The sequence below is a fragment of the Vibrio nomapromontoriensis genome, from assembly GCF_050337205.1.
Classification (GTDB): domain Bacteria; phylum Pseudomonadota; class Gammaproteobacteria; order Enterobacterales; family Vibrionaceae; genus Vibrio; species Vibrio nomapromontoriensis.
Map to the genome: position 1 here is coordinate 395,744 of NZ_JAKJSS010000008.1, position 12,730 is coordinate 408,473.

11 protein-coding genes are annotated in these 12,730 nt (G+C 43.4%); 3 read left to right on the forward strand and 8 right to left on the reverse strand.

Annotation, left to right across the window (positions count from 1 at the left end):
- Positions 1-28: 28 nt before the first annotated feature.
- Positions 29-694 carry a hypothetical protein gene (locus L4D05_RS09530; protein WP_428793779.1) on the forward strand — a complete coding sequence of 222 codons (666 nt, stop codon included), beginning with the start codon at positions 29-31 and terminating at the stop codon, positions 692-694.
- Between the two features lie 194 nt (positions 695-888).
- On the opposite strand, the gene L4D05_RS09535 is transcribed toward L4D05_RS09530, so the two are convergent.
- The 8 genes from L4D05_RS09535 to L4D05_RS09570 form a co-directional block, all read right to left on the reverse strand.
- A complete protein-coding gene (locus tag L4D05_RS09535) occupies positions 889-2,523 on the reverse strand; it encodes an ABC transporter ATP-binding protein (protein ID WP_428793780.1) in 1,635 nt (544 codons plus the stop codon).
- Between the two features lie 15 nt (positions 2,524-2,538).
- A complete protein-coding gene (locus tag L4D05_RS09540) occupies positions 2,539-3,561 on the reverse strand; it encodes an ABC transporter permease (RefSeq protein WP_265674966.1) in 1,023 nt (340 codons plus the stop codon).
- Positions 3,562-4,650 carry a microcin C ABC transporter permease YejB gene (locus tag L4D05_RS09545; RefSeq protein WP_428751470.1) on the reverse strand — a complete coding sequence of 363 codons (1,089 nt, stop codon included), beginning with the start codon at positions 4,648-4,650 and terminating at the stop codon, positions 3,562-3,564.
- A gap of 9 nt (positions 4,651-4,659) precedes the next feature.
- A complete protein-coding gene (locus L4D05_RS09550; RefSeq protein WP_428793781.1) occupies positions 4,660-6,477 on the reverse strand; it encodes an extracellular solute-binding protein in 1,818 nt (605 codons plus the stop codon).
- Positions 6,478-6,660: 183 nt separating this feature from the next.
- Positions 6,661-7,602, reverse strand: a complete 942-nt coding sequence (locus tag L4D05_RS09555; protein WP_428793782.1) for a sensor domain-containing diguanylate cyclase — start codon at positions 7,600-7,602, stop codon at positions 6,661-6,663.
- 308 nt (positions 7,603-7,910) lie between these two features.
- Entirely contained in the window at positions 7,911-8,813 is a 903-nt protein-coding gene (secF, locus tag L4D05_RS09560; RefSeq protein WP_428794001.1) for a protein translocase subunit SecF, read from the reverse strand.
- 2 nt (positions 8,814-8,815) lie between these two features.
- The gene (gene secD / locus L4D05_RS09565; protein ID WP_428793783.1) at positions 8,816-10,642 is read right to left on the reverse strand and encodes a protein translocase subunit SecD; all 1,827 of its coding nucleotides are present in this window, start codon (positions 10,640-10,642) and stop codon (positions 8,816-8,818) included.
- A 131-nt stretch (positions 10,643-10,773) separates the two neighbouring features.
- Complete coding sequence (locus tag L4D05_RS09570) at positions 10,774-11,316, reverse strand: hypothetical protein (protein ID WP_428793784.1); 543 nt, start codon at positions 11,314-11,316, stop codon at positions 10,774-10,776.
- A 176-nt stretch (positions 11,317-11,492) separates the two neighbouring features.
- On the opposite strand from L4D05_RS09570, the gene L4D05_RS09575 reads away from it, so the two are divergent.
- Together L4D05_RS09575 and L4D05_RS09580 are read left to right on the forward strand one after the other, a co-directional pair.
- Complete coding sequence (locus L4D05_RS09575; protein WP_428793785.1) at positions 11,493-11,882, forward strand: hypothetical protein; 390 nt, start codon at positions 11,493-11,495, stop codon at positions 11,880-11,882.
- Positions 11,883-12,145: 263 nt separating this feature from the next.
- A complete protein-coding gene (locus L4D05_RS09580; protein ID WP_428751476.1) occupies positions 12,146-12,517 on the forward strand; it encodes a thiamine-phosphate diphosphorylase in 372 nt (123 codons plus the stop codon).
- Positions 12,518-12,730 lie beyond the last annotated feature (213 nt).

A 12,730-nucleotide genomic window follows, 5' to 3' on the forward strand; every position in this document is an offset into this window, starting at 1 on the left:
TCGGCTCCTTTTTATTTGAGTAATACCGATGAAAAAACTGATTGCCCTATTATTGTTACCGCTTAGTGCCTATGCCAGTCATCATGATTTAGCCTATTACGAGCCTTCGATGAGCCTACAAACATCAAAAGTTGGCGACTCTTGGGTGGGTACGGTTTCCGGAACCGTACAAGCGACAGAAGAGATCAACTTAGGCTTTGAGCTGGACTCTACTGGCTACCTTGAGCTTGGCGCAGGTTATGGCATGCTGCTTGGTGAAACCTATACCGAGGCTTTCGTTAGCTATGGCCGCGCCGATATTGTTGATATTTATAACGTTGGCATCTTTGCTGGAAGAATGTTAACCGATGACGTGTTGATTTTTGGTTCTACATCCTATGAATGGCGAAGAAATGTGATTGGGAAAATCCTAGAGACAGGCGCATCCCCTCATCAAGAGTGGAAAACCAGCCTAGGAACCAGCTATACCCCGATAGACTGGTTGAACTTTAGCTATTCACTTAATCATGAAAGAATTATGTCATACACAGACTTAGAACCTAACATCTTGCATGCTGACTTCACGTTAACGTTTAAGCCTAAATACATCGAACCGTACGTCAAATATCGATATGGTCAGCACCGTGTTCGCCCAGGCGAACCAAGAACGACTGAAGGCAGCTATGAATTTGGTTTTAACTTTAACTTTAAATAGATCCGATGCACTTGATTATCAACCTAGCGATGTTAACCATTTTAGTCATCATTCTTTCAGAGCTAGTTATCTTACTTAGTTACCTAGTTACTTAGTTGTTCAGGTGTTTAGTTGTTTAGTGACTAGGTTATTTAGTTTCACACGTTTCATCGGTGACTCTCTCCCCTTAACGCACGATTTGTTAAGGGGATTTTTTAAAACGACGACAACGAAACCAAGGTTTTGGTATAGTCATGCTGAGGCGCGGAAAACATCACTTGTGTGTCACCTTGCTCCACAATCTCACCATTTCGCATCACAATTGTGTAGTGACACAGCGATTTCACTACGTTTAAATCATGGCTAATAAACAAATACGTCAAACCATGCTTAGTCTGCAATGACTTCAATAAGTCGAGTACTTGCGCTTGCACTGTGCGGTCTAATGAAGACGTTGGCTCGTCCAGAAGAATAAACTCTGGTTTTAGAATGAGAGCCCTTGCGATAGCAATACGCTGTCGCTGACCGCCCGAAAACTCGTTGGGGTAACGGTGGCGCGTCTCTGGGTCTAGATCGACCTCCTTCATCACGTCACAAATCATGCTGTCCAACCGCGCTTCATCATGCTCAAAATGGACTCGCAACCCTTCTCCAATCACCTGAGCGACGGACATTCTAGGATTAAGCGCTGAGAACGGGTCTTGAAAGACCACCTGCATACGGCTTCGATAAGGTAACATTCCTTTTCTATCTAAGCGTTGAATGTCCTGCCCATCGAATTCAATCACCCCCTCACTTTGCACAAGTTTAAGTATCGCCATGCCTGTTGTCGATTTACCAGAACCACTTTCGCCTACCAAGCCAATGGAATGCCCTCGTTTAAGTTGAAATTGCATCTGCGTCACAGCTTTAACATGATCCACGACTTTTTTGAATAATCCCCCTTTTATTGGAAACCACACTTTCAAATCATTGACCGACAGGAGTGTCTTCGCGTCAGGTTCAATATCAACTGGCAGGCCTCTCGGATCTGAATCAATCAGTTTTTGGGTATAGGGATGTGACGGCGTAGTAAAGACTTGTCGACAAGATCCAACTTCAACCAGTTCACCGTCTTTCATTACGGCGACTCGGTCCGCGATACGTCGCACAATACTCAGGTCATGAGTGATGAATAACATCGCCATACCAAGTTCTTGTTGCAGCTCCTTTAGTAAATCTAATATCTGGGCTTGTACTGATACATCCAAAGCCGTAGTCGGTTCATCGGCGATAAGTAATTCAGGTTCATTAATTAACGCCATCGCGATCATAACGCGTTGACGTTCCCCACCTGACAACTCATGAGGATAGGCAGAAATCTTACGCTCAGGAGACCGTATTCCCACCTTTTTTAACCACGACACGGCTAAAGCTTCTGCTTTGGTTGCTCTCATGCCGCGATGAATAGCCAATGTCTCCACCAGCTGTTTACCTATTTTGTGCAAAGGGTTCAAGGACACCATTGGTTCTTGAAAAATCATTCCAATTCGACCACCACGAATACCGCGAAGTTGTCGAGCACTGCACGACAACATATCGATACCATCGAATGTAATCGTACCGTTTAGATAATGGCTTGAACCTTTCGGCAGCAACTTAAGGACTGAATTGGCCGTTACGGACTTGCCGGAACCGCTTTCCCCAACGAGAGCTAAGGTTTCCCCTTTTTGAATGCTTAAGGAAACCTTATTCGTCACCTGCTCTACACTTTTGCCACGCCCAAAACCAACGGAAAGATTATCTATAACCAGTACGTGGCTTGGCTTATCTTGTTTAACTTCTGTTGGGGCTATATTGTCTTGGTTCATAATGAAATCTCAGTATTAGCCCTGTCGATGTGGGTCAAAGGCATCGCGAACGGCTTCGCCAGCAAACACCAATAGCGTCAGCATGATCGAAAGTACGGCAAACGCTGAAAGTCCAAGCCAAGGTGCTTGAAGGTTCGCTTTTCCTTGCGCCAGCAGTTCACCTAATGACGGGGAACCCGCAGGTAGACCGAAGCCAAGAAAGTCCAACGACGTTAATGTCGTCACCGATCCAGATAAGATAAATGGCATCATAGTTAACGAGGCCACCATTGCATTGGGTAGCATGTGCCGCAACATAATGCGCTTATCACTGACTCCCATGGCATGCGCGGCTTTTACATAGTCAAAATTGCGGCATCGCAAAAATTCAGCCCGCACAACCCCCACTAAACTCATCCAACTAAACAGCACCATAATTCCCAGTAACCACCAAAAATTAGGCTCAACAAAGCTCGACAAGATAATCAATAAAAACAACGTTGGCATGCCCGACCACACTTCAATAAAACGCTGGCCGATTAAATCAATCCACCCCCCGTAATAGCCTTGTGTAGCACCCACTGCCACACCAATAACGCTCGATACTATGGTTAAAATAACACCAAACAATACCGAGATACGAAAGCCATAAATTATCCTCGCTAAGACATCCCGACCTTTATCATCGGTTCCCAACCAGTTAGCAGAATCGGGTGCCGACGGAACCGATGCGACAATATTGTAATTGATCGTATCGTAGCTAAAACGAATGAGTGGCCAAATTATGTAACCATTTTCTTCAATAAGATCGCTCACATAAGGGTCGGTATAGTCGGCTTCGGTTTCAAACTCACCACCAAACTCCGTTTCTGCGTATTGGCTAAATATTGGGTAGTACCATTGATTATCATACTCAACCAACAGCGGTTTATCGTTCGCTATAAACTCCGCAAATAGACTTAAAAAGAACAGTAGACAAAAGATCCATGTTGACCAGAAACCTCGTTTGTTGGCTTTGAAACGCTGCCATCTTGCGTGAGTGAGCGGATTCGCTGCCATCTATCGCGCCTCAAAATCAATACGTGGATCGACCCACATATAGGTTAAGTCAGAAATAATACTCAAAATCAGACCTAAGAGCGTCATGATATATAAAGAGCTAAATACCACCGGGTAGTCTCGCTGAATGGTTGATTCAAAACCTAGCAATCCTATTCCTTCTAACGAGAACATAACCTCAATAAGCATTGAGCCCGTAAAGAAAATACTGATGAACGCACTTGGGAAGCCAGCAATGATAATCAGCATGGCGTTACGAAAAACATGCTTATAAAGAATGCTGTTTTCATCTAACCCTTTGGCTCGAGCAGTCACGACATATTGCTTGTTAATTTCATCTAAAAATGAATTCTTAGTCAGCATACTGAGTGTGGCAAATCCGCCAATTACCATGGCAAGAATCGGCAAAGTTAAGTGCCAAAAGTAATCAATAACCTGTTGGTACCACGTCAACTGATCAAAATTGCTCGACACCAGCCCCCTCAATGGGAACCAACTGAAATAATTACCGCTGGCGAATAGGATGATTAAGATGATAGCGAACAAGAAACCCGGAATCGCGTAACCGATAATGATCATGGCACTGGACCAAATATCAAACCGAGAACCATGATGAATGGCTTTAAAGATGCCTAACGGTATCGAGATTAAGTAAATAATCAACGTACTCCATAATCCCAATGAAATGGAGACAGGAAGGCGGTCTTTAATCAAATCAATAACATTACCACCACGAAACAGGCTATCACCAAAATTAAACATGGCGTAATTCTTCAACATATCAAAATAACGCTCGTGGATAGGCTTATCAAAACCAAATTGCTTGCGAATCGCCTCCACCACTTCTGGGTCTAGGCCACGCGACCCTTTGTACCCAGTCGACACATCGTCAGAACTGCTGTCGAGTTCCACTTCCTTACCGCCACCACTAAAACGCTCCATTACGCCTGAATTCAATCCCTGCATTTGAGCGATGGCTTGCTCTACCGGTCCACCAGGCGCGACCTGAATAATGAAAAAGTTAATGGTGATGATTGCCCAAAGCGTTGGGATAACCAGCAATAGTCGCCGGAAAATATAGGCCGCCATAATATCCTCTTATCGACGCTTTTCAGGAAGCTTGTCAGCTTTCTCTTTAGATACCCACCAGGTATCAATACCTAGGTCATAAGTAGGTAGGACATCAGGGCGCTCAAATTTATCCCATGTCGCCACACGATATTTTTTGATGTACCACTGAGGAATGATGTAATAATTCCATTGCAATACCCTATCAAGAGAGCGACCTAACGCTAAAAGCATCTCAGGGGATTCTTGGTTCTGCTCGATAAGATCGGTCAGTTCGTCAATCACAGGGTCTTTAACCCCTGCTTGATTATACGTTGAATCAATAAAGTTAGAGTTCCACACTATCTTTAGGTTAGAGCTTGGGTAAGGATGCTCAGAATACCTTGAAGAAACCATATCAAAGTCACGGTCTCGCCAGCGTTTTAAGTATTGAGTGGTATCGACCGTACGTAAACGCATATCAATACCCATAGCCCGCATGTTTTTTTGTAACGGAATAGCTATGCGCTCTGTCGTTGGGCTATACATCAACAACTCAAAGCTTAGTGGTTCACCCGTTTCAACGTTCGTCATTACCTTGTTTTTTAATACCCAGCCCGCTTCTTTTAGTAACGAAAATGCCTTGCGCATTTGAGGACGAATACGCCCTGACCCATCTGTCACGGGTGGGTTATACTCTTCGACAAACACTCGCTCTGGAATTTGACCTTTGTATTTATTAAGAATGGCTAACTCAGCCTCACTAGGCGTACCTTTTGCTTCATAGTCCGTATTTTGAAAATAGCTGCGCGTCCTTGTGTATTGGTTATAAAACATGTTCTTGTTCATCCACTCAAAATCCATCGCATAATTCAGCGCCTCACGGACTTTAGGGTCACTAAAAACAGCACGCTCAGTGTTGAAGACGAACGCTTGAGTCGACATCGGTTTATGATGCTCTATTTCTTCTTTCTTAATAAATCCTTTGTCAAAATTTGCTCCTGTGTAAGAGCTTGCCCAAAACTTAGCACTGGACTCCTGCCTGACGTCAAACTCCCCAGCTTTAAACGCTTCAAGCATAACCGTATCATCGCGATAATAGTCATACTGTACAATTTTGAAGTTGTTTCGTCCGACGTTTACTGGCAGGTCCTTAGCCCAGTAGTTTTCATCAAGCTCATAAGTCAAACTCTGCCCAACTTTATAATCGACAATTTTATAAGCGCTACTACCTACAGGGGGCTGAGACAATGGTTCGGCAAAGTTTTTGTCTTTCCAAAAATGCTCTGGTAACACTTGGGTGTTTTGTGCGATCCCAAATAGCTTCTCTTTATTAGGTATAGACATTTCTATGCGAACGGTACGCTCGCTAATCGCTTTAACAGATTTAACATCTTTGTAGTAAACCCGGTATTGAGGCACGCCCTCTTTCATAAATTTATCAAAGGTAAATTCAACATCTTTGGCGGTAATCGGGTGACCATCGCTGAATCGAGCATTTGGATTGATATCCACTTCTAACCAAGAGTAATCATCTGAATAGCGAATTTTTTGCGCGATCAACGGATAGTATGAATCAATTTCATCACTTGGTGAGAACATAAGAGGATCATACAAATTGCCAGTTGCGGCTGCTGGTTGGCCTCTAGAAGCAAAACGATTAAAATTATCGTAAGTGCCGATTTGACCATAAGTCACTTTGCCAAATTTTGGCGCATCGGGGTTGACGTAATCAAAATGGGTGAAGTTTTCAGGATACTTGGCGGTACCAAAACCAACCAACGTGGTACTTTCTATTGTATTTGCCGCGATTGCACTGGTGGCGAACAATCCTAGCGTAACCAATACAACGTTTCTCAATACTGCCATCCCTTTCTCCCTAAAATAGAAAAAGGGCGTTTTAAGGCGTCCTTTTCCTTACAAGCTAACAACAAATAAATTTGATTATACTGTTATAAATAGCTGTATTTCACGGGGTTTTCAAGGGGTAGGGTCGATTAAGAAATGATTTAACATTAAAGTTTGCAGTGGCTTAGCAAAGGTGCTGAATTCTTAGCCGCATAAATCACAAGCGACGATGTCTCGCCGCTCTGAGCAATACATATGCACCCGACCACGACAGCCTTTTTTCGACACGTAAAGCGCCTTGTCAGCACGTTCGATAATATTGCCTTCAATCGCCGAATGCGTCGCTACACCGATAGAGCACGACACTCCAAACGCTTTACCACTGCTGCTGACGAAGCTCAACGCATCTATTTTTTTAGAAAGACGACTCGCCAATAAGTGGGCTTGTTCAAGACTGCTTCCCGGTAGGATTAAGACAAACTCGTCACCACCATAGCGGCACAATAAATCTTCTTCTCTGGTGCCTTTATTTATCGCGTTAACCACCGCTACAAGTACCCTGTCTCCGACGGAGTGGCCGTATTTGTCATTAATGGGTTTAAAACGGTCAACATCAATAATCAGAACAGAACATTGCGTACCGTCATTTCGGTATTTTTGATGCTGCTCTTCCAACGCTAAATGCAAATACCGACGATTATAACAGCCTGTTAATCCGTCCGTATTGGCCTCTTCTAGTAGCGTTTGACGCTCTTCCATGTCTTTTGATATATCAACGGCAAAGCCAATCACGCCCAGTACTTTCCCGTTCTTAACAATCGGGGAAGAGACCGTCAAATGGTACAGCTCTTCATCACCAATAAAAAACGGGATCTTTTGTTGAGTTGGTTTACAGGTCGCTATCACCCGCTTGTCACTAGCACGCATCAATTTAGCCGTGCCATAACTAAATAGGTGCCAATCCGTTTTGCCTCGAATACCATCCAGACCTACACCAAACGTATCGATCGCCTTTTTATTGACGTATTGATAATTACCTTGACTGTCTTTTATAAAAATATACGCATCAACGGCGTCAAAGACTTCTGATAAGCCTAATAACTCCTCTTGAGAACCCTGATGTGCAGACAGTATGAGATCGAGCATAAATTCGCTTTATAAAATGCATTGGATTGAATATCGAATGCTAGAGTCTAAACCCTAGATTGTTATTTTTCTCGATGAAAGGAGAGTTTTCTAAATTAAAAGTTTATTTTTGGTAGATAGAGCACATTTTTGAATGAAGATCACAAAACAAGCCGCTGTACACTACTTCTTGTTTTTGCAGGCATTATTCAAATCAAGCTCTCGTAAAAATCGTTTACATTGTTCGTGTACCGGATAAGCTGCACAGCCACTCTACAAACACCCTGTAAATTAAAGGGCAACAAAAATGCTGCCCTATAAATTCCTGCTTACGGTGCTGAATCAATCTCAACAGGTTGGTAATGCTTCCCTTCCAGCTTGAGCCATTCTGGTAGCACCGTACCCATTGAAATGGAGGACCATGTACCAGAGAAGATGCCGATGAACATAGCCGTAGCAAAGCCTTGAAGGGCGTCGCCACCTAAGAACCAAAGTGCTCCTACCGTCATTAGCGTGGTACCCGATGTCACCATCGTGCGGGCAAACGTCCCTAATACCGCTTGGTCACTAACTAACGCTGTGTCTTCATAAGGTTTGAACTTCAGAATTTCACGAATTCTATCAGCAATAATGATCGAGTCATTCAATGAATAGCCTAGTATTGCCAAAATCGCTGCGAAAACCGTGAGGTTAAACTCCATCTGAGTCAATGCAAAGAAACCTAAGACTAAAACCACATCATGGAGTAACGCCGCCAGTGCACCACTCGCGAGGCGCCATTCAAAACGAAAACTCAGGTAGCCTAGAATACTCAGCAACGATACCAGTAGTGCTAAGCCACCTTGATCGTAGAGATCTTGCCCTACTTGAGCGCCAACGATGCTATCACTCACAATACTTGAATCAGGATATGCCTTGGCTAGTGCTTGCTTAAACTCTTGATGCACAGCGTCGCCGCGGTCAGCAGAGTAACGGATAGTCCAACGTCCTTCATCACCAGACTTGGTCACTGAAATGCCTTCACCGAGTACTGGGCTTAATGTGTCACGCAGCTCCGTTTGAGTGGTAGGCTGCGATAACTGAACTTCAGAGACCACGCCGCCAGTAAAATCTAAGCCCAAGTTTAGACCTTTGATACCCACCACAATGATAGATAGCACCACAAGAGCGATTGACAACATGTTAGTGAAATAGCGAATTGAACGAATATGAGTGGTTAGATAATTTTTCATCATTATACCCTTACTTCTCTGCGAGCATCTTTGCCCCACACAAGATTGATGATGGCTCGAGAAACAAAAATACCGGTAAACATACTGGTCAATAGACCTAGACCTAGCGTCAAAGCAAAGCCCTGAATTGGACCATTACCCATTGAGTACAAGATAACTGCAGTAATCATCGTGGTGATGTTGGCATCCAGGATAGTGGCAACGGCCGAATTAAAACCTTGGTCAATAGCCTGAGCAAAGCTTCTCCCCTCGGCGAGTTTGTCACGTATTCTTTCAAAGATGAGCACGTTGGTATCCACCGCCATGCCCACAGTAAGTACTAAACCGGCAATACCAGGCAGTGTTAATACCGCACCAGGAACCAATGCGATTAGGCCTAACAAACAGCTCATGTTGAGCATCAGCGCCACATTCGCAACCCAACCTAGACGTCGGTACCACAGCGCCATGAATGTTAGCGTTAGTCCTAGACCTAGCGCTAGCGCAGCAAAACCATTTTGAATATTTTCCGCACCTAGTGAAGCACCGATAGTACGCTCTTCAACAATGGTCACTGGCGCCGTCAAAGAGCCTGCACGTAGCAATAGTGCAAGCTGCTGTGCTTCTTCTAAATCACCCGATCCGGTAATTCTAAACTGGCTACCAAGCTGAGACTGAATGGTCGCAACACTGATCACTTTCTCGCTTCTTTGGGTTTCTCCACGAGCATTCACACCATATTCGCGATACACCGTTGCCATAGGTTTACCAATGTGAGTGGCAGAAAAGTCACTCATCATTTTTCCACCCATGTGATCGAGAGAAATATCGACTTCTGGGCGATGCATTTGGTCGAAACCCACTCTGGCATTGACGATGTGTTCACCGGTTAAAACTGGCTTTTTCACCAGAACGACCATGCTGCCTTGTTCGTCTTTGACTCTTAGTGTTGATACCGCTTCACCACCCGGAGTTTTGACCTCATAAAATGCTAAGCTCGCGGTCGCACCGATAACGCGCTTCGCCATGGAAGGGTCTTGCACGCCTGGTAATTCGATACGAATGCCTGATTCGCCTTGGCGCTGTACTAATGCTTCAGTAATCCCTAGTTCCTCAATACGTTGACGCATAATTTTTAGGTTTTGCTGCATTGTAAGGTTAAGAAACTCACTACTATTTTGCTCACGTAGAGTAATAGATAGTCCTTCACTGTCGCCTTTAGCTAACCACTCTGGGTATTGGCTATTGATGAACTGACGTACGGAGACTTCATCAGCTTTATCTTTGGTGCGCACTAACATGCCGTTGCTATTTTTAGGGCTAACCGTGACACCAAATATTCGTTGCTCGCGTAGTGCTTGCTTAACTTCATCGATAACGGCATCGCGCTGCTCAGAAATCGCTTGGTCAACATCCACATTCAGCAAAAATTGAACACCACCACGCAAGTCAAGACCGAGCTTTATTGGAGCAAAACCCATTTCTTTTAGCCATGCTGGCGCAATCGACGTGTAAGAGTAAGAAAGGCTATCACCTTTACCTATTACGTCATTGAGGGTATTTCTTGCTTTAGTTTGATCCGCTTCATCATTAAAAACTAGCGTTGCTTTGTTGCCAATCAGCGCTATCGATTCGGCTTTAACACCTTGAGCATCTAGTAAACTGCTAATTTTGAATGGACTGTCGAACTGGCTACTACTATCTGTAAACTTCAACTCTATGGCAGGCTTCTCACCGTACCAAGATGGTAAGGCACTTAATGCCAACAACAAACACGTGGTAATAAGGACCAAATACTTCCATTTGGAATAGTGGTTCAAGCGCTTTAATGGTTTATTTTTTACACGCATAATTCTTCCTCAGCACTGGGCTGACAATTAAAAATTGACCTTTGGAGCGGAGACAAAATCAGACTATTCACACATCGTGAACCCTCTATTATTTTGTTATCCGAAAATTGTTATTAATTAATTTAAAAGCGTTATGCGTACTGCCCATTTAGGGCAACATAGAAGGTATTGCTGTCTTTCCAACCACTGACACGGTGCTCACTGATATGGAAATAATAGTTAGCAAATGAGAGGGGGATATCTGTAATTAAGCCCACTTTGAAGCAGCAATAAGCATCGCCAACTTCTGTTACGACACCAAAATTTGCAGATTCAAACTCATGGGGTTCGTTGCCGTTACTGATCCAACGAAGGTTCGATAAAATCGCTTTAATTCGATTATCATCAGAATGCGTGGACATCGGGTGCGCAGGTTGAGACGACGTCTGATTACGGTGAGGGATCGGAATAACATCCGGCGTAAATGACGATGTACCCTGCCCTGAGGCAACACCTGAACCTACATCAAAAGAAATGCTAGGCTCTGTTACTACAGAGCGACTGTTAAATTCAAAGGAAGTTGCAGCATAGTCCGTATTCGGAGCCTCTGTTAAGTTTTCAGACGCAGTGACTCCAAAGGACGTAAGAACTACGACACAAAATGAAAGCACAAACGACAACAAGGACTTCGACACAACTTAACCTCAATGAATTTACGCCGCCATTATTCGCCCATCTGAGTACAAACACAAATAAAAAATACTAAATTCATCACTTCAATTAACCCCTGTCATCTTGAGGGAACAAAAACTGACCACTATAGTAAATACAGAGGCGCTGAATAATTCAGGCACTTAATTGAAGGTGAATAATGGAACTGTCGCAAAATGAACGACTTACATTAGTTAAATACGCCCTCACCATTCTTGATGGATGGGGTGCCTCAAATATCCAAACAGAAGCAATATTAGAGCTTTCTCCAGCCCAACATGCCCGCCTTAAAATTACGCCCGCTACGGTTGCGGTAACCCCCTCGACGATGGAGCGAATCCACATAATCGTTGAAATAGATGGCTATTTACGTACGGCGTTTGACAACTCGCACTTCATCAACAACTTTATTAATGTTCGCAGTAATACCAATCGTTTTAACGGTTATGCACCCATTGAGCATATTGAATGTGGTGAAATTAGTGGATTACAGCGACTCAAACAATACGTTCAAGATTTAGCCCGTGATGTACAAAACCCATCACCTTAATATGTTAAATACTCTCAGGGGGCGCATCATTAACCCTGAAGCTACTCATTAACATTGCATCAGATACCATCACCCACACATAAAATATTCTACAAACACATTATTTATCAACGATGTAAACCAACACAATGATTATCTATCGTGGTGACAAAATTCGCTAGTTGATGTCTCTTGGAAACATCAACTAGTATGCGCTGCAAGTTAAGAGCGGGCGAAAAGCGTCCTTTCTTTTAAACTGATATGAATCGTTTGGAGTAATTGTCGTGAATGCATTTAAAAATTTATGTTCCGATAAAATGAATAAAGAACGCATTAAACGTGAGCATGATTTGCTTAAATTGAATTGTGTAAGTGACAACGAGTTCAAATCTCGAATGGCAATTTGGGATAGTTTAGCGTTTGCACCTGCGCCACTAGAAGAAGCAAAAAACTTCATCAATACTGTCTTCGGTAAATTGCAGCAAGATGTAAAAGATACTCAGCATGAACTTTCAGTAAGCCACTCTGAGTTTGTTCACTTTGCGACAGAAGAAATCACCTACATTAAGAACAATGTAGCCAACCAAACCACGCAATATATTTGGTACGCAGTTATCGCACTGACTACTGCTGGTATTGTTGCAATCTGTCTATAACTGAATAAGCCCCCGAATAAACTAAGAGCGTTACGCAAGCTAACGCTCTTACACCTCTCTCATTCTCCACTTAGCTATGAAGAAAACCAATCCGACGCTACCCATGAAATTTGTCCGATAATTTGCAATAACCAAATTATTGTTAGCCGCGCCGTCTTCACCATCTGAGATGTCCATCATTTACCCGACAATAAAATGTCGATAAGCTGTTTT

Excerpts from the sequence above, each read along its gene's own strand:
- secF (WP_428794001.1), bottom strand. The coding sequence starts at position 8,813 with ATGAAAAATTATCTAACCACTCATATTCGTTCAATTCGCTATTTCACT.
- L4D05_RS09535 (WP_428793780.1), bottom strand. The coding sequence starts at position 2,523 with ATGAACCAAGACAATATAGCCCCAACAGAAGTTAAACAAGATAAGCCA.
- L4D05_RS09550 (WP_428793781.1), bottom strand. The coding sequence starts at position 6,477 with ATGGCAGTATTGAGAAACGTTGTATTGGTTACGCTAGGATTGTTCGCC.
- secD (WP_428793783.1), bottom strand. The coding sequence starts at position 10,642 with ATGCGTGTAAAAAATAAACCATTAAAGCGCTTGAACCACTATTCCAAA.
- L4D05_RS09575 (WP_428793785.1), top strand. The coding sequence starts at position 11,493 with ATGGAACTGTCGCAAAATGAACGACTTACATTAGTTAAATACGCCCTC.
- L4D05_RS09530 (WP_428793779.1), top strand. The coding sequence starts at position 29 with ATGAAAAAACTGATTGCCCTATTATTGTTACCGCTTAGTGCCTATGCC.
- L4D05_RS09555 (WP_428793782.1), bottom strand. The coding sequence starts at position 7,602 with ATGCTCGATCTCATACTGTCTGCACATCAGGGTTCTCAAGAGGAGTTA.
- L4D05_RS09540 (WP_265674966.1), bottom strand. The coding sequence starts at position 3,561 with ATGGCAGCGAATCCGCTCACTCACGCAAGATGGCAGCGTTTCAAAGCC.
- L4D05_RS09545 (WP_428751470.1), bottom strand. The coding sequence starts at position 4,650 with ATGGCGGCCTATATTTTCCGGCGACTATTGCTGGTTATCCCAACGCTT.